This is a genomic window from Turicibacter bilis (genome assembly GCF_024499055.1).
Lineage (GTDB): Bacteria > Bacillota_I > Bacilli_A > MOL361 > Turicibacteraceae > Turicibacter > Turicibacter bilis.
In genome coordinates, this window is record NZ_CP071249.1 from 2,193,074 (window position 1) to 2,211,751 (window position 18,678).

Genomic DNA, 18,678 nt, shown 5'->3' on the forward strand with positions numbered 1-18,678 from the left:
TTGTATTAAAGTAATTCACTAACTAAGGCTAGTGTAGAATTATAAAATACATTTCTATTTCTATATAGTTACCAAAATATTGAGTGAATAATTCATATTAATGAAATCCTTAAATATGAATTCAATTTACAACAATTACTAAAAATGTTGTGATAGAGTTGACTTATGATACAATAGAGTTGGCTAGATTGAGGAGGGTGTAGCATGGATCAAAAGAAGGATCTAAATTCAAATCATGAAATAATTGATGAACAAGAAGTGATTGAAAATCTTTTAGATGGAAATGCTAAGCAAAGTAATAGTCAAAAACAAAAGGGTCCTGAAGATATAAAGCAACCCCAAGTTATTTATACAAAACAGGTTGGCTGTTTTGATATGAGGTCAATTGGCATTAATCTAATTGTTTATACATTAGTTTTAATGGTAACGAGTGGATGGTTTCAAGGGTTTTATATTGCTAGTTTTTGGGATGCCTTAAATACAGCGATAGTTATGACCGTTTTAAATATTATTTTAAAGCCGATTATTGTCATTTTAACTTTACCATTAACCATCATGACCTTTGGACTATTTTATGTTGTGGTGAATGGATTTTTACTCTGGGTTGCAGATTATTTAATGGGACCTTCATTTGAGATTAATTCTTTTGGGCTAGCTATTTTAGCTTCAGTCTTTATTTCATTGTTACGAATGGGAATTAATCACTATATTTTAAAGGAAGATTCTTTAAAAATTAATATCTAGTCACACATGAATTATCAACACATGTTATGATTAGACGGAATTCTCTAATAGTCATTAGACATGTAATCAAATTTTGGTGGTGAATAAGTTATGAATGTAGTAACAGTTCAGGATTTAGTACAAGAATTAAAATTAGAGGTTGTAACGGAAAATCTTTCGTTAGATCGTCCAATCACAGAACAAATGTTATCTCGTCCTGGGATGGAGTTAACAGGTGTTGTTGAGTACTTCCGAGATAGTGCTAAACGTCGTGTTCAAATTATTGGGACAAAGGAGTGGTTATATCTTCAATCACTAGAGAGTGAGGTTCGTCGTGAACGAGCTCGTGTATTGTTTACAGATGAAACGCCAGTTATTATCTTTTCTAAAAACTTTGAGATCCCGCAAGAGATGATTGAACTATCAGAACAAACGAAAGTTCCTTTATTACGAAGTGAGAAGGAAACAACAGTATTATTCACAGCAATCTCAAACTATTTAGAAGAAGCTTTATCTCCAATTGAATCAGTACATGGTGTATTAGTCGATGTAAATGGGATTGGGGTATTAATTACAGGAAAAAGTAGTATCGGGAAGAGTGAGACAGCTTTAGAATTAATTCATCGTGGACATCAATTAATTGCTGATGACCGTGTAGATATCTTTGAGAAAGAGCCAGGACTTGTTGTTGGACGAGCCCCAGAGTTATTACAACAATTCATCGAAGTACGTGGGATTGGGATTATTAATGTTGTAGAAATGTTTGGAGCTCGTGCTTACCGTCATAAAAAGCGTGTAACATTAATGATTGAATTAGAGGACTGGAATAACGAGAAAATCTATAATCGTATTGGATTATCAGATGAAACAACACGTCTGTTTAATACTGATATTACAAAGATTACAATTCCAGTACGCCCAGGACGTTCAATTGCTTCATTAATTGAAGTAGCAGCAATGAATCATCGCTTAAAAGTCATGGGGTATAACGCAGCAGAAGCATTTACAAATCAATTAAATCAATATATACAAACCAAGAGTAATAGTTAGTTCAGGTGAGGACATAGGAGCCTCACTTTTAAACTAATTAAAAATGGAGGAGATAGGTGTGGATCATTCAACGATTGAACCTTTAAATCGTGTGTTTTTACAACTAGGGCCAATAACAATTTACTGGTATGCCGTATTCATTATGTCCGGCGTAGCTTTAGGTCTTTTCTTAGCTATTAGAGAAGGAAAGAAAATGGGAATTAACTCAGAATTCTTTTATGATTTGGTTACTTACGGGTTACCTATTTCTATTATAGGAGCACGAATTTATTATGTTGCTTTTAGCTGGGATTACTATTCGTCACATCCAGAAGATATTATTAAGATTTGGCAAGGTGGAATTGCGATTCATGGAGCCATTATTGCAGCCTTTATCTTTGGATATTTCTTCTGTAAAAAACGTAAAGTTTCTTTTTGGCTAGTGGCAGATATTGCTTCAGTTAGCTTTATCATTGCACAAGCAATTGGTCGCTGGGGAAACTTTATGAATCAAGAGGCACATGGTGGTGTTGTTCCTGGGGCTACCTTAGATGCTCAACGTGAATTTTTACAATCTTTGTTTATTCCAGATTTTATTGTAAATAATATGTATATTAATGAAGCCTATTATCATCCAACCTTCTTATATGAATCGTTATGGAATATGGTCGGATTCTTATTTATTGTCTTTGTTTTAAGAAAGTTACCGAAATTATTAGTGGGAGAAATTGCAGCTTTTTATGCGGTCTGGTATTCCATTGGACGATATATGGTTGAAGGGATGCGTACTGACAGCCTAATGTTAACAGAATCAATTCGTATGGCCCAATTTATTTCAATTACAACTATTGTATTAGTTCTGATTCTTGTCATATATAGACGCCTTGCTAAGAAGAACTTAATAACATATCAAAGTTTCTATGTGAAAAACAGTCATAAAGAGTAGAAAAATAAAATATGATAAGATAGAGATTAATAATCGAGGAGGAACAAATGCTAAAAGCTATTTTGTTTGATTTAGATGGAACGATATTAAATACGAATAATCTTATTTTTAATTCTTTTCGCCAAGCGTTTGAGGAACTCCTTTCTGATCGCACGTTGAGTGATGATGAGATTATCGATTGTATTGGTCCAACGCTTCAACAGACAGGTGAAAAATATTGTCCAGAAAATCCAGAAAAGTTTGTTGAATGTTATCGTAAATATTATCAAAATAATCATGATGAGATGATTGAAGTCTTTCCAGGTATTATTGAAATGCTACAGGCTTTAAAAGGATTAGGATTAAGATTAGTCATCGTCACCTCAAAGAAGCGTGATATGACGCTTAAAGGATTAAAATGCCTGAAGATGTTTGATTACTTTGATTTAATTGTTTCATCTGACGATATTCTTCATCCAAAACCACATCCTGAACCGATTGAAACAGTTTTAAAATATTATCATTTAAATCGAGATGAATGTTTGATGGTTGGCGATAATTCACATGATATTGAATGTGCGAACCACGCAGGAGTTAAAAGTGTTGCAGTTGGGTGGGCGATGCGAGGTGCAGATTATTTGAAAACCTATAATCCTACTTATATAATAAATGAAGCAAAAGACTTACTAAATGTTGTGAAAAAGGAAGGTGTTTAGAATGGAAAAGATTTATGATTTAGCGATTATCGGCGCTGGTCCTGCAGGAATGACAGCAGCTATTTATGCAGCTCGTGCTAGTTTATCTGTTGTGATGATTGAACGTGGAGCACCAGGTGGCCAAATGGTGAATACATTTGAGATTGAAAACTATACAGGATTTGAAAAAATTTCGGGTCCAGATTTATCGATGAAAATGTTTGAACATGCTCAAGCGGCAGGGGCAGAATATGCATATGGAAATGTAGAAAATGTTACAGTTGCTGAGGACGGAACAAAAATTATTGATTGTGGTGACCATACAGTTCGTGCGAAAACAATTATCGTTGCAACAGGAACAAAACATCGCTTATTAAATGTCCCAGGTGAAAGTGAGTTATCTGGACGTGGAATTTCTTGGTGTGCTGTCTGTGATGGAGCATTCTTCCGTGGGAAAAAAGTTGTTGTGATTGGTGGGGGAGATTCGGCTGTTGAAGAAGCTATTTATTTAGCTGGATTAGTAGAGAAGGTAACAGTTATCCACCGTCGTGATGAATTACGTGCTCAAAAAATCTTACAAGAGCGTGCTTTTGCTGATGATAAGATTGAATTTGTTTGGGATTCAGTTGTTGAGTCATTTGAAGAAACGAATGGGAAATTAGGAGCAGTAAAAGTTAAGAATGTTAAAACAGATGAAGTTTCTGATATTGAAGCAGAGGGTGCCTTCATTTATATTGGATTAGATCCAATTACAGATATGATTAAAGAATTAGAAGTAACAGATGAGGCTGGATATATCACAGTTGATCATGCAATGATGACGCCTGTTCCTGGAGTATTTGCAGCGGGAGATGTTATTAGTAAAGAACTTCGCCAAGTAGTAACTGCTGTTAATGACGGTGCAATTGCAGCTCAGTCTGCTTTCAAATATATTGAAACAAATCTTCGATAGTAATTAGAGATTATTAATAACTAACAAACACATCGCAAAATTAAATGTATCCTTTATATTAAGAAATTAATAAAAGTAATAAAAAGAAAACTTATAATCACTATTCATTTGATTACTAAGTTTTCTTTTTTATTTTTTGATAAAGAGGAGTGATAAAGTGGAATTTGTATTGGATGCATTCATCGATGCGCTAAAAATATGGCCGTTATTGGTTATAGTTTATGTTGTTTTTGAATTTATGGGAAATCAACGAACAACGTATTTAAAAAATCATCGTCTTGGTCCGGTACTTGGAGCTATTGGTGGATGTATTCCTCAATGTGGGGCTTCAGTAGCCGCTTCAAGTTTATATGCAGCTGGGAGCATTACGCTTGGAACGTTATTATCCGTTTTTATTTCAACTTCTGATGAGGCCATTCCGCTAATGTTAACGTATCGGGATCAAGGGGCGTTTATTATTTTATTGTTAGTGGTAAAGATTATTTATGCTATTTTGATTGGTAGCTTTGTGGATAAAGTTTTTGATGTCAAACCGAAGAGAAATACGTATAGCTTATTAAAGTGTTCAAAGGCATGTGATTGTCATGAATCTAATATAGTTATGAGTGCGATCCGTCGTTCATTAAAAGTAGTTGTCTTTTTATTTATTATGACTTGTTTGATGAATGTAGTTATTTGGGTTATTGGAGAGAATGTGCTTGAGCAGTGGTTGTTGAGAGCATATAAATGGCAACCTTTTATTTCAGCAGCTATTGGTTTAGTTCCTAATTGTGTTTCATCTATCTTGATTACGCAGCTTTACCTTGAAGGGATGATTAGTTTTGGAGCAGTTGTCGCGGGACTCTGTACAGGGGCAGGAGCAGGTTTATTAGTTTTATTTAAGGAAAATAGACCGATCTCGGAAAATTTAAAGATTGTTTGCGTGTTATACGTATTGAGTGTGGTTATTGGAGTGATATTAAATTGTTTAGTGATATTGAGTTAAAAGAATAATCATTGTATTAATTTTAACATATAATGTATAGTTGTTTTAGTATGATTATTTTTCTAATCACATGTAAATAGTACAGAGAAGTATACCATTCACTTGAGTCCACTATCATTTTTTCTATTTTCTTATTTATATGTTATAATATTCATAATGAAAGAGGGTGAAACGATGCGTGTAGCAAATAGTTTATTATTGAAAGATGATAAGATACTTCTTTTATTTAAACAAAGTCGACAAAAGTGGTTTTTACCAGGTGGAAAAGCTGAGTTTAGTGAAAATGTGCTTCAGACAGGTTGCCGTGAATTTTTTGAAGAGACAGGATTAAAGTTACAGAATGTGGAGCTAGGGGCTGTGACAACAGTTGTTGTTGAAGAAGAATCTAATCAAAAAGAATGGATGTTGTATACGATTAAAGGAACAGATGCAACTGGCGTGTTGAATAAGGTAAATCGTGAGGGAACGTTAGAGTGGCACGATATTGATAAAATTGATGAGTTACCGATGTTTGAAGGTGATCGTTTCATTATTAAGCATTTAATTAGTCATAATGGGCCGATGGTATCAACACAATTTTACACACCTTCGTATGATTTAATTAAAATTATATCAAGTTATGATGTTACGGTAGAAGCAGCGATTTAAATATTTTCAATAGAGGAAAGGGTATATCTAGATGAAAAAGATTAATTTATTAATTGTAACTGGAATGAGTGGCGCTGGAAAAAGTGTTGTATTAAATAGTCTAGAAGATGTTGGATATCATTGTATTGATAATTTTCCACCTAAATTGTTACCTAAGTTAACTGATTTGATTATGGGAACAAGTGAGCATGACGTTAATTTAGCTGTGGTTATTGATTTAAGATCATTAGATTTTGATTCCATTGATGAGATGTTATACTTTTTACAAGATAGTCATTTTGTTAATGTTCATGTTTTATATTTAGATGCTGATGATGCAACTTTAGTCAAGCGTTATAAAGAAACAAGACGCACACACCCATTATCACGTGATACAAATTTATTAGATGGTATTCATACTGAACGAGAATTATTAAAGCCGATCTTAGATATTTCAGATTTCAAGATTGATACAACAGGAGTAGCAGCTAAAGATTTAAAACAACAAATTATTACAAAGTATGGAAATATTGATAATGATTATTTCAGTGTGACTTTCATGTCATTTGGATTTAAACACGGAACACCAATTGACACGGATATTATGTTCGATGTTCGATTCTTACCGAATCCATTTTATATTGAATCAATGCGTCCACAAACAGGGTTAGATGAAAGTGTTTATGAATATGTTATGAGCTTTGAGGAAACAACGACGTTTTTAGCCAAGCTAATTGATTTGTTACAATTTTTAATTCCTAAGTATAAAGCTGAAGGGAAGTCGCAAGTGATTATTGGAATAGGATGTACAGGAGGACAACATCGTTCGGTAGCAATTGCGGAATATTTATCACATGCATTTGAAAATGATTATAAAACAAATGCAACACACCGCGATATTCACCGTGCGCATAAAAAGTAGGGGGGAATAAGTATGGCAGAATATGATTTAAAAGTAGCGGTCATTGGTGGAGGAACCGGTTTATCAACTATTTTAAGAGGATTAAAAAGATACCCTATCGATATAACCGCAATTGTAACAGTAGCGGATGATGGAGGAAGTTCGGGTAGTTTAAGAACTGATTTTGATGTTCCCCCCCCAGGAGATATTCGAAATGTTTTAGTTGCTTTATCTGAAGTTGAACCGCTTGTACAAGAGTTATTTCAGTATCGTTTTACGGGAGAGACAGATTTAGCAGGGCATCCAACTGGAAACCTATTAATTGCAGCGATGACGAATATTACAGGAGATTTTGCTTCGGCTATTCAAAAATTAAGTGAGGTTTTAAAAGTTAGAGGGCGTGTGTTACCAGTATGTAACACTCCATTGTGCTTGTGTGCCGAGTATGATGATGGTACAATCATTCAAGGCGAATCGCTCATTCCTACAATCGAAAAAAAAATTAAACGCGTTTATTATACAAAAGAAGATGCAAGAGCTCTTGATGAGGCTGTGGAGGCTATTATGGAAGCCGATTTAGTCTTATTAGGACCAGGAAGTTTATATACGAGTATTATTCCAAACTTGTTACTAGTTGAAATTTCGGAAGCACTTGTAAAAACATCCGCAGAATGCGTGTATTGTTGTAATATCATGACTCAGCCTGGAGAAACGACAGGATATAGTGCATCTGATCATGTGCTTGCACTTCATGAGCATGCAGGACATGCATTTATTGATAAAATCATTGTGAATGATGAAGAAATTGATGATGAAACTTATGAGCGTTATTGTGATCAACATTCTGATGTCGTTTTAATAGATGAAAAAAAATTACATAAAATGAATATTGAAGTTATTAAAAGTCGTTTAGTTTCTTACAATAATGTAGGTGAAGTTCGTCATAATACGAAAAAAGTAGCAGCGACTATCTTTTCGTTATTATTAGATATAGAGGAAAAAAGGGAGGGGTGATACAATGTCATTCGCTTCTGAAACGAAAAAAGAATTAGTTCAAATCCAGTCAGACGATTGTTGTGCGAAAGCAGAATTATCAGCCCTTATTCGAATGAATGGAGTTATTTCATTATCAAATAAAGGTTTAGTTCTTGATTTCGCAACAGAAAATGCAGCTATTGCACGTCGAACGTTACAATTAATTAAGCAATTATTTGATACTGAGGTTGACTTATTATCGAGAAAGAAGATGCAACTTAAGAAGAATAATGTTTATATTATTCGCATTAAGAAAAATGCTCGTGACATTGCAACTGAATTAGGAATTATGTCTGATACGGGATTTGTTTTAGGCATTGCTAAAAATTTAATTGAGTATGATTGTTGTAAGCGAGCGTATATGCGTGGAGCTTTTTTAGCAGGTGGTTCTGTTAATAATCCTGAAACGTCTTCATACCATTTTGAAATTTTTACACTAGATGAAGAGCATGCAGAGGATTTGAAAGACTTGTTAAATGTGTTTGATTTGAATGCGCGTGTGTTGCAACGTAAAAAAGGATACATCACTTATATTAAAGAAGCAGAAAAAATTAGTGATTTCTTACGTGCAATTGAAGCGTATAATGCAGTGTTAAACTTTGAAGATGTTCGAATTTTTAGAGATATTCGTAATTCAGAGAATCGTCTCAATAATTGTGAAATTGCGAATGAAACTAAAACCATTGCAGCTGCTCAGCGTCAAATTGATAATATTGAACTAATTGACCTTGTTTATGGAATAAATTCGTTACCAGAACGTTTGCAGTATGTCGCCAATTTGCGATTAGAGTTTCCTGAGGAAAACTTAAGTTATTTGAGTGAAATTGCTACGGAACGCGGGATGAAGTTGACTAAGTCAGGGATCAATCACCGTATGCGTAAATTATCAGAAATGGCTGAGGAAATTCGTGAAAATCAACAAAAACGTTCAGAAGAAAATTAAAACTAAAGCGAGATGATTCTTATTAATCGTTTCAACTTAGAAACAGAAGATTAAGCCTTATTTGTAATATTTAATTATGGATAAGGTTTTTATTATATACAATGATAACTGCATATAATAATATAATTCGCTCATACTAAAGATGATTTTGCACAAAAATAACAACCGCTTACATTAGTGATAATCTTGTACTTGTGAATTAAAGTTTAGTATACTATAAATTAGATAAGATGAAGGAGGTAACATTATGACTAAAAAACCTGTAGCATTAATTATTTTAGACGGTTTTGGTTTACGCGATGAAACAGCTGGAAATGCAGTTAAAGCAGCTAAAATGCCAAACTTAGATCGTTTATTCAATACATACCCTCATAATACATTAGAGGCGTCTGGATTAGGTGTTGGATTACCAGAAGGACAAATGGGTAACTCAGAAGTAGGTCACTTAAACTTAGGTGCTGGACGTATTGTTTATCAATCATTAACTCGCATTAACTTAGCAGTTAAAAACGGTGAGTTAAAGAATGATCCAGTTATCGCTGAAGGATGCAAGCATGCATTAGAAAATGATAAAAAAGTTCACGTGATGGGATTATTATCTCCAGGTGGAATTCATTCTCACAATGAACATATCTATGCATTAGTTGAAGCTGCAAAAGCTCAAGGTGCAAAAGAAGTTTATGTACATGCATTCTTAGATGGGCGTGACACTGCTCCAAAATCAGCTTTAGAATACGTAGAAGCTTTAGAAGCTAAATTAGCTGAAATCGGAATTGGAAAAGTAGCAACTGTTTCAGGACGTTACTATTCAATGGACCGCGATAAAAACTATGATCGTACTCAATTAGCTTACGATGCAATGACTCAAGGAACAGGTGAAAAATTCGAATCAGCTAAAGCTGGTGTGGAAGCTTCTTACAAAAACGATATCTTAGATGAATTCGTTGTTCCATTCGTTGTTGATGCAAATGGATTAATTCAAGATGGAGATACAGTAATCTTCGCTAACTTCCGTCCTGACCGTGCACAACAAATCGCAATCGCTTTATCAAATCCAGAAAACGTAGCGAACTATGCTAAAGAAGGTAAGCCAGCATTAGATCCATCTAAAGGACCTAAAGATGTTTACTTCATCTCAATGATGTCTTATGGAGATGCTGTTAAAGGACCAGTTGTCTTCGGATTACAAGATTTAGCTAACACTTACGGAGAAGTTATCTCAGCAAACGGATTAAAACAATTACGTATCGCTGAAACTGAAAAATACGCTCACGTAACATTCTTCTTCGACGGTGGAGTAGATAAAGAAATCGAAGGAGCAACTCGTGTATTAATTAACTCGCCAAAAGTTGCAACTTATGATTTAAAACCTGAAATGTCAGCTTACGAAGTAGCAGACGCTTGTGTTGCTGAAATCAACAAAGATATTCATGATACAATCATTTTAAACTTTGCTAATCCAGACATGGTTGGACACACTGGAGTATTCGATGCAACAGTTAAAGCATTAGAAGCTGTAGATGAGTGTTTAGGTAAAGTAGTAGATGCAATCATCGCTAAAGGTGGAGTTGCAATCATCACTGCTGACCATGGAAACGCTGAAAAATTAGAAGATGAAAATGGTGGAGCTTACACAGCTCATACATCTAATCCTGTTCCAGTAATCGTAACTAAAGAAGGAATCGAATTACGCGACGGTGGAAACTTAGGAGATTTAGCTCCTACAATGTTACAGTTATTAGGTGTAGAACAACCAGTTGAAATGACAGGAAAATCAATTATTAAATAATTGATTTAATAAGTTATAAAAGGACGTTGCTAATGAGCAGCGTCCTTTTTAATTTATCCTGTGTTTTAGACAAATGTTGATATTTAAAAACATTGATATTAACTACTGTATCTTGTAGTTATCGAACAATGATCTAAGTAAATTAGTATGTTTTAAAGAAATATCAACACTCTTTTAAAACAGAACCTTAATTTGTAATTTTTTTAAAAATAAGGCCTTTTATTGTTAGTATATATTTATCACTCATCTGAGTTATTATAGTGATTAATCATTTTCATTTTTTAATTTGGAAAGAGGATAAAGCTCTTTAAAGATTTATAAGACTTCATCCGTAACCAATCTCTTTATAAAAAAGTTCTTCTTTACGAACCTCTCCATCAAACTAATCGTAGAGGACTTCTAAATCGTTTAAGTCTTTATAAGTAATAATATTAGCGTCGAGTTGAATCGTATCTGCAGTTGATTACCTTCATAACCAAATAAAGACTAGGTGTTAAAGACATTATATATCGTTTATAGGAGTTAAATAAGAGCCTTCCTTAATTTATTAGCTATTTTTCCTAATAAGAAAAATGTTTTTACCGATGAGATATCTAATTTAATAAGTTGTTTCTTTCATTATGCTAGCACTTTAAATGATTTAATCTTAATCTTTTGATTTAAGAGAGCCAGTTATTTTAAGTTAAAGTAGTATTTTTATTTTAAAAATAGGTAAAATGTGTTAAAATGTAATTGTAAAAAGCCAAGTTAGTTTAGTGGTAAAATAACGCAATGGTAATGCGTCGTCGCGAGTTCGATTCTCGCACTCGGCACCATTTTAGAATAATTGAGTCCAGCGTATGCTGGATTTTTTTATTTTTTTAATTTGAAGCATAAAAGTTGCTTATTTAGTTCATATTATTCACGGCATATAAATAAAACATTCGTTTTCATAATCACTGATGTGAACGTTATTTGGAATAGATTAGATTGGTTTAATTTATAAAAAATAGCGTTTACAAAGTAAAAATGTCTTTAATATGCAAAAAAATGTATTATAATAAGAAGTGTGAAAATTTTAGAAAAGAAGGAGATGTCATACATGCCTTATATTGTTGATGTATATGCTCGCGAAGTATTAGATTCTCGCGGAAATCCTACTGTTGAAGTAGAAGTAACAACTGAAAGTGGATCATTCGGACGTGCTTTAGTACCATCTGGAGCTTCTACAGGAATCTACGAAGCAGTTGAATTACGTGATGGAGATAAATCTCGTTACTTAGGAAAAGGTGTTTTAAACGCTGTTAAAAACGTTAACGACATCATCGCTCCTGAATTAGTTGGTATGGATGTTACTGACCAATGTGGAATCGACCGTTTAATGATCGCATTAGATGGAACTAAAAACAAAGGAAAATTAGGAGCTAACGCAATCTTAGGTGTATCTATGGCTGTTGCTCATGCTGCTGCTGATTTCGTTGGATTACCATTATACCGTTACTTAGGTGGATTCAACTCTAAAGAATTACCAACTCCAATGATGAACATCATCAACGGTGGAGAGCACGCTGACAACAACATCGACTTCCAAGAGTTCATGATCATGCCAGTTGGAGCTCCAACATTCAAAGAAGCTATCCGTATGGGAGCTGAAGTATTCCATGCATTAAAATCAGTATTACACGGTATGGGATTAAACACTGCAGTTGGTGATGAGGGTGGATTCGCTCCAAACTTAGAATCAAATGAAGCTGCTATCAAAGTTATCTTAGAAGCTATCGAAAAAGCTGGATATGTTCCAGGTAAAGACGTTATGATCGCTATGGACGTTGCTTCTTCTGAGTTCTACAAAGATGGAAAATACGTTTTAGCTGGTGAAGGTGGAAAAGTATTCACATCTGAAGAATTATGTGACTTCTACGCTGAATTATGCGAAAAATATCCAATCATCTCAATCGAAGACGGTTTAGACCAAGACGACTGGGCTGGATGGGATTACTTAACTAAGAAAATCGGAGATAAAGTGCAATTAGTTGGAGACGATTTCTTCGTAACTAACACTGAGCGTTTAGCTGAAGGTATCGAGAAAAACGTTGCAAACTCTATCTTAATCAAAGTTAACCAAATCGGTACATTAACTGAAACTTTCGAAGCTATTGAAATGGCTAAGAAAGCTGGATACACTGCAGTTGTATCTCACCGTTCTGGAGAAACTGAAGATGCTACAATCGCTGACATCGCAGTTGCTACAAACGCTGGACAAATTAAAACAGGTTCTATGTCTCGTACAGACCGTATTGCAAAATACAACCAATTATTACGTATCGAAGACGAATTAGGACAACAAGCTGTTTACAACGGAGTTAAATCATTCTACAACTTAAAAAAATAATTTAATTATTTTTTAAGAGAATGACTCTATCAAAACCTCTCTTCCTCCGACGAAGAGAGGTTTTTTTATGTATAAAAGTATCTTATTGTCTTAGATAATAGGTAATTATTTTTGGAAAGTATAAAAAATTGACTGCTATTATTATCGATCTGTATGATGGATGTCTTAGTACCGGAGTTTTTGATAGCTAAGGTTAATCCTAGAAATGCGACATAGATTTCACCTCATAGATATATATAAGTCCAGATAAGTTTTTCATATCGGAAAACTTTTAGCTGGACTATAGTCTGTCTTAGTATTAAAGCAATCGATTAACTAAGACTGATATAGAATGATGAAATACATTTCTGTTTCTATATATATGAAGTTCTATCTTAAAATATATTCTTATTTTTTATCCAAAATAATACAATTATATTTAGAGTATGATAAACTAGTCATAGTTAAAACAAGGGGGAGTCTGATGAAACCATCACATGAATCTTTAAATTATAAATGGATTAATTATTTAATTATTTTGATTGGTGTACTAGTCGTTATCCATATTATTAAATTAATTTTCCCAATTCTTAAACCTGTTTTTTCAATGTTGAATATGATTATTTGCCCATTTTTAATTGCAATTTGTTTTGCCTATCTATTAAATCCACTCGTTGATTTCTTTTGCCGGTTAAAAATTAAACGTTCTTATTCGATCTTGATTACATTTATTTCAATTATTGGTGCAATTATCTATGCTATTTTTAGTCTCATTCCTTATTTAGTGATTAACACTCAAGAGGTGATGAATCGAATTCCAGCATTAATGGAAAAGGTTCAGACATTACTTGATACGTGGCAATTTGATTATATGAATCTTTATGAGTACGATTTTAGCAAACTCTTTTCTCAAAACTCTCAATTATTTGAAATTTTTTCTAAGGTCTTAAATCAGATGGGGAATTGGATATCTTCATTTAGTAGTAGTTTTACCTTAGTACTAGGAATGATTTTTTTAGTTCCAGTTGTTTTATATTATATTTTAAAGAATTTTTATGAGATTCGAGATCAGATTAAGATTTTTTTAATTAAGCAGAAATGGAATAAAGTTTTTGAAGTATTAAAAGAATCAGAAGAAGTAGTTAAAGGCTATGTTTCTGGGACATTGTTAGTTTCATTAGCCTTATCAATCATTGCTTCGATTTATTTTTCAATTATAGGATTAGATAATGCCATCGTATTTGGAACATTAATCGGTTTTTTGAATATTATCCCTTATGTCGGTCAAATTATTGGAACGATTCCAGCTGCTATCTTTGGATTAATGGTTTCAGTTTGGACACCTGTTTATGTTGTTCTTGGAGTGATGGCCTTGAATTTTATTGAAGGGAATTTTATTAAACCCTTTGTCTTTTCAAAATCTATTGATTTCCATCCAATTATCTTATTAACACTTATTATTATTGGAGGACAAATTTTTGGAGTCGTTGGAATGATTTTTATTATCCCGATTGCAGGGATTTTAAAGATTGTTTGTCGTTATTCATTTGAAGCGTTAAAGGAATGGAAGCAAAAAGTTCGCGTATAGCGAACTTTTTTTGTCGAGTATTTAGAATAAATGAGAAGGCTACATATCGTCAGAATCCTTATCATACAGTTTAAAGACATTAAAAGGATTATAGTTGTAGTAGGGGGATCTGTTATATGGGAGTATTATTATTACAATACTTAGTTTTATCAATCATAGTTGTTGTATCATCCATTCGCATCTCATCCTGTGTGGATGAGTTGGATAAACAAACAAAAATGGGTGGGGCGTTAATAGGTGGAATTTTATTAGCAGGGGTGACATCGCTTCCTGAGTTAATTACTAGTATTTCCTCCACAACGATGTTAAATAATCCCGATTTAGCATTTGGTAATATTTTAGGAAGTAATACATTTAATATTTTTATCTTAGCAGTTGGGAATTTGTTTTTTATAAAAGCTATGCTATTTAATCATACTGGAAAATCGAATACAAAAACAAATATTATTAGTACGGTTATTTACCTCATTATTTTATTTAGTTTTTATAGTTTGACGATGGGGCGCATTGGTCATGTAGGTATTTCATCCATCTTTATCGGTATCTTATATTATATTAATTTAAGATTAATCTCAGATGAAGAAGACGCCAATAGTAGCTGTGATCAATCATGTTGTTCTTTACCTCTATTGATTTTTCAATTTATTTTTTGGGCTATCGTTCTTGTATTTTCGAGTCTGTTCATTTCTATTACAACAGATAAAATTGCTCAATCAACGGGAATTGGATCCTCGTTTATTGGAGCGATGTTCTTAGGAGTTGCAACATCCTTGCCGGAAATGACAAGCTTGATTAGTCTAATTCGTTTAAAGAATTATGATTTAGCAGTTGGGAATATTGTAGGAAGTAATTTATTTAATTTCGCCATTATTGCTTTGACTGATTTATTCTATTTATCGGGGAGTATTTTTGAAATTGCGGATACTTCTAATACATTACTTGTGATTGTTGGATTAAGTGAGTCGATTATTTTAACTTATATGCTGGTCAGAAAAGAAGTTAAGAATTTAATTTTATACGCTTTACCTTCTTTAATGATTATTGGAATATATTTCTATTATATTGTCGCATCCTTAAATAATGGTTGAAATTGTATGTAGGATATGGTACAGTTTTGTTATAGTCTAAGGAGGGTTTAGGATGTTTCAATACGGTGTTGTAGATGTTTTATTTATGATTGTCTCTGTAATCCTAATTATTTTAGTAGCCTTACAAAGTTCTAAACAAGGGTTAAGTGATTCTCTTTCTGGTGGCAATAGTGAATTGTTTAAAAATCAAAAAGAACGTGGAGCAGAAGCTTATATTGTTCGTGCGACATATATCTGTTCAGTGATTTTCTTAATCTTAGGATTAATTATTTTTATGAAGTAATAGATGACTCATATTCAATTAGAATATGAGTTTTTTTATTTTTAGTCTATTTTTAATAAAGGTTATGTAGGGTCTAAGAGATATAAAAGGTATATTTGAGGAGCGTTTAAATGATGATCATTCAGCCGTTCTTTATTGTTTTGATTTAATATTTCTATGATCTTAGCCTACATTTAATTCCCTATATCAGAATGATTTTAAGTAATGAGATTAGTCACTTTTCGTAAATATTGGTTATTTTTATCATATAGAGATGATAATAGTGATATAAAATAAGCACATTTGTATAAACTAGTGATAGATAAGTAAGATGATGTACTTTATCTTATTGTAGTAAAAAATGGTTAAATGTTTGTTTAGTTATGATAGAATAGAAGTTATGAGTTGGAGGTGTGCTACTTGCGCAATACAGTATTAGAATTATTAGGGTCAAGCCAGTATGAGGCGATGACGATTGATGAATTAGTAGAATATTTACAAATTGAAGGAACAGATGCGTTTAAGCAATTTGTTAAATTAATGGTTGCCCTTGAAGATGAAGGGATTGTTGTTCGTTCTAAAAATGATCGCTATGATTTGGCGCGTGATTTAGGATATTATAAAGGAATTATTTCCATTCATCCAAAAGGTTTTGGATTTGTTGAAATTGATGACATGGATGATGTATATGTTCGTAGTGAAGATTTAAATGGTGCTTTACATAAAGATACAGTTTTAGTTAAAATCTTACCTTCTTCTAAAGGAGATAGTCTAGAAGGTGAAATCGCTCAAGTTCTCGAACGTGGAATGAAAGATTTCATTGGGACGTATTATGAAATCAAGCAGGTCGGTTATGTTAAACCAGATAATTCACGTTATCATGCAGTGGTAGCCATTCCAAAGAATAAAACGAAAGGCGCAGTAAAGGATCATAAAGTTCGTGTTCGCATTGTGGATTATTTAGAAAACAATGTTGTTAAAGCGGAAGTTACTGAGATTTTAGGTCATAAAAATGATCCAGGAATTGATATTTTATCAGTTGTATATAAGTATGATATCGTGCCTGAATTTAGTCCGGAAGCATTACAACAAGCAGCTGAAATTCCAAATGAACCAGACCCAGAAAGTTATAAAGGGCGTCGTGATTTACGTGGTGAAACCATTGTAACAATTGATGGTGATGATGCTAAAGACTTAGATGATGCTGTTCATGTTCGTATGCTTGATAATGGAAACTATTTATTAGGGGTATCGATTGCTGACGTTTCTTATTACGTCACAGAAGGATCACCATTAGATCGAGAAGCCTTCTTCCGTGGAACGAGTGTTTATTTAGTTGATCGTGTAATTCCAATGATTCCTCACCGTTTATCAAATGGGATTTGTTCACTAAATCCACAAGTGGATCGTTTGACAATTACATGTGAAATGGAGATTTCACCAAAAGGTGAAGTGGTAAGTCATGAAATCTTCCCATCAATTATTAAAACAACGGAGCGTATGACGTATAATCATGTGAATCGTATTTTAATTGATGAAGATCCAGAATTATGTGAACGTTATGCTACATTAGTTCCAACGTTTAAATTAATGTATGATCTTTCAAAAATATTACGCGAAAAACGTCATGACCGCGGATCAATTGACTTTGATTTAGAAGAGTCAAAAATTCTTGTCGATGAGTATGGATTCCCAATTGATGTGGTATTACGCCAACGTGAAATTGCAGAACGTATTATAGAGGACTTTATGTTAGCAGCAAATGAAACAGTGGCTGAACATTTCCACTGGATGGACGTCCCTTTTATTTATCGTATCCATGAGCATCCAAAACCAGAGAAGCTAGAACGTTTCTACAAATTAGCTCGCGCTTTAGGTTATGAAATTAAAGGAACAAAAGATCATGTTCATCCTAAAGCACTTCAAATGATTACAGAAGCTGTTCATGGAAAACCAGAACATGCCGCGATTAATACCATGATGCTACGTTCTTTACAAAAAGCTCGCTATAGTGAAGAAAGTTTAGGACACTTTGGATTGGCAGCGGAGTTTTATACTCACTTTACATCACCTATTCGACGTTATCCAGACTTAATTGTTCACCGTTTAATCCGTCGCTATTTATTTGATCAAGATTTATCAAAAGAAACATTAGATTATTACACTGCAATCATGCCAGAGATTGGTGAACAAACCTCAAAACGTGAACGTGATGCTATCGACGCAGAGCGTGAAGTAGAAGATATGAAAAAAGCAGAGTATATGACTCAATTTATTGACGAAGAGTTTGAAGGTGTTGTTTCATCGGTAACGAAATGGGGAATGTACGTTGAATTACCGAATACCATTGAAGGGCTTGTTCATGTGAATGATTTAACGGATGACTACTATGAATTTGACGAGGATAACTTAGCATTAATTGGACGCCGTACAAAGGCCATTTATAAAATAGGCGATATTGTTAAAGTTGTCGTTGCAGCAGCAAGCAAAGAGGAGCGTACGATTGATTTCCAATTAGTTGGAATGAGTAAAAGTCGTCAAAGACGTGGATTCAAACGTATTGATACGCGTGGAACGTCATCTTCAAGAAATAATCGCTCTAAAGATCGTTCGAAAGATAGAAAAGGGAATACAAAAGATTATCGTCCAGTGCGTTCTCGTAAATCATCGAAACCATCGGACAGTACGTTTAAGAATCCTAAACCAAAACGTAAAAAATCAAAAGGATCTAAGCCAGTAGGGCAAGGGAAAAATAAAAAATAGTTTAAATGCTGAAAGGGAGCAAG

The 18,678-nt window shown here is 33.5% G+C and carries 16 protein-coding genes and 1 tRNA gene; all 17 read left to right on the forward strand.

Annotated features, from left to right (window positions below; all coding sequences use genetic code 11):
- Window positions 1-204: 204 nt before the first annotated feature.
- A complete protein-coding gene (locus J0J69_RS10570; RefSeq protein WP_055241987.1) occupies window positions 205-744 on the forward strand; it encodes a phage holin family protein in 540 nt (179 codons plus the stop codon).
- A gap of 90 nt (window positions 745-834) precedes the next feature.
- Entirely contained in the window at window positions 835-1,773 is a 939-nt protein-coding gene (hprK, locus tag J0J69_RS10575) for an HPr(Ser) kinase/phosphatase (protein ID WP_055241985.1), read from the forward strand.
- Between the two features lie 58 nt (window positions 1,774-1,831).
- Window positions 1,832-2,698, forward strand: a complete 867-nt coding sequence (gene lgt / locus J0J69_RS10580; protein WP_055241983.1) for a prolipoprotein diacylglyceryl transferase — start codon at window positions 1,832-1,834, stop codon at window positions 2,696-2,698.
- A 47-nt stretch (window positions 2,699-2,745) separates the two neighbouring features.
- Window positions 2,746-3,393, forward strand: coding sequence for a pyrophosphatase PpaX (gene ppaX / locus J0J69_RS10585; protein WP_068759330.1), 648 nt, complete (start codon window positions 2,746-2,748; stop codon window positions 3,391-3,393).
- 1 nt (window position 3,394) lies between these two features.
- The gene (gene trxB / locus J0J69_RS10590) at window positions 3,395-4,324 is read left to right on the forward strand and encodes a thioredoxin-disulfide reductase (RefSeq protein WP_055241979.1); all 930 of its coding nucleotides are present in this window, start codon (window positions 3,395-3,397) and stop codon (window positions 4,322-4,324) included.
- 157 nt (window positions 4,325-4,481) lie between these two features.
- On the forward strand, window positions 4,482-5,309 hold the full coding sequence (locus tag J0J69_RS10595) for a putative manganese transporter (protein ID WP_055304830.1): 828 nt from the start codon (window positions 4,482-4,484) through the stop codon (window positions 5,307-5,309).
- Between the two features lie 174 nt (window positions 5,310-5,483).
- Entirely contained in the window at window positions 5,484-5,957 is a 474-nt protein-coding gene (locus J0J69_RS10600; protein WP_055241975.1) for an NUDIX domain-containing protein, read from the forward strand.
- Window positions 5,958-5,988: 31 nt separating this feature from the next.
- Complete coding sequence (gene rapZ / locus J0J69_RS10605) at window positions 5,989-6,858, forward strand: RNase adapter RapZ (RefSeq protein WP_055276016.1); 870 nt, start codon at window positions 5,989-5,991, stop codon at window positions 6,856-6,858.
- Between the two features lie 12 nt (window positions 6,859-6,870).
- A complete protein-coding gene (gene mgfK, locus J0J69_RS10610) occupies window positions 6,871-7,851 on the forward strand; it encodes a gluconeogenesis morphogenetic factor MgfK (RefSeq protein WP_055304832.1) in 981 nt (326 codons plus the stop codon).
- 4 nt (window positions 7,852-7,855) lie between these two features.
- A complete protein-coding gene (gene whiA / locus J0J69_RS10615) occupies window positions 7,856-8,815 on the forward strand; it encodes a DNA-binding protein WhiA (RefSeq protein ID WP_055276020.1) in 960 nt (319 codons plus the stop codon).
- 247 nt (window positions 8,816-9,062) lie between these two features.
- Window positions 9,063-10,604: a 2,3-bisphosphoglycerate-independent phosphoglycerate mutase gene (gpmI, locus tag J0J69_RS10620; protein WP_055276022.1), complete on the forward strand. Its 1,542-nt coding sequence runs from the start codon at window positions 9,063-9,065 to the stop codon at window positions 10,602-10,604.
- Between the two features lie 741 nt (window positions 10,605-11,345).
- Window positions 11,346-11,419, forward strand: a tRNA-Thr gene (locus J0J69_RS10625).
- Between the two features lie 266 nt (window positions 11,420-11,685).
- Entirely contained in the window at window positions 11,686-12,975 is a 1,290-nt protein-coding gene (gene eno, locus J0J69_RS10630) for a phosphopyruvate hydratase (RefSeq protein ID WP_006785196.1), read from the forward strand.
- A 463-nt stretch (window positions 12,976-13,438) separates the two neighbouring features.
- A complete protein-coding gene (locus tag J0J69_RS10635; RefSeq protein WP_212726072.1) occupies window positions 13,439-14,542 on the forward strand; it encodes an AI-2E family transporter in 1,104 nt (367 codons plus the stop codon).
- A gap of 116 nt (window positions 14,543-14,658) precedes the next feature.
- The gene (locus J0J69_RS10640) at window positions 14,659-15,630 is read left to right on the forward strand and encodes a sodium:calcium antiporter (protein WP_212724415.1); all 972 of its coding nucleotides are present in this window, start codon (window positions 14,659-14,661) and stop codon (window positions 15,628-15,630) included.
- 52 nt (window positions 15,631-15,682) lie between these two features.
- Complete coding sequence (secG, locus tag J0J69_RS10645; RefSeq protein ID WP_055241961.1) at window positions 15,683-15,913, forward strand: preprotein translocase subunit SecG; 231 nt, start codon at window positions 15,683-15,685, stop codon at window positions 15,911-15,913.
- A gap of 399 nt (window positions 15,914-16,312) precedes the next feature.
- On the forward strand, window positions 16,313-18,655 hold the full coding sequence (gene rnr, locus J0J69_RS10650; RefSeq protein WP_055276028.1) for a ribonuclease R: 2,343 nt from the start codon (window positions 16,313-16,315) through the stop codon (window positions 18,653-18,655).
- Window positions 18,656-18,678 lie beyond the last annotated feature (23 nt).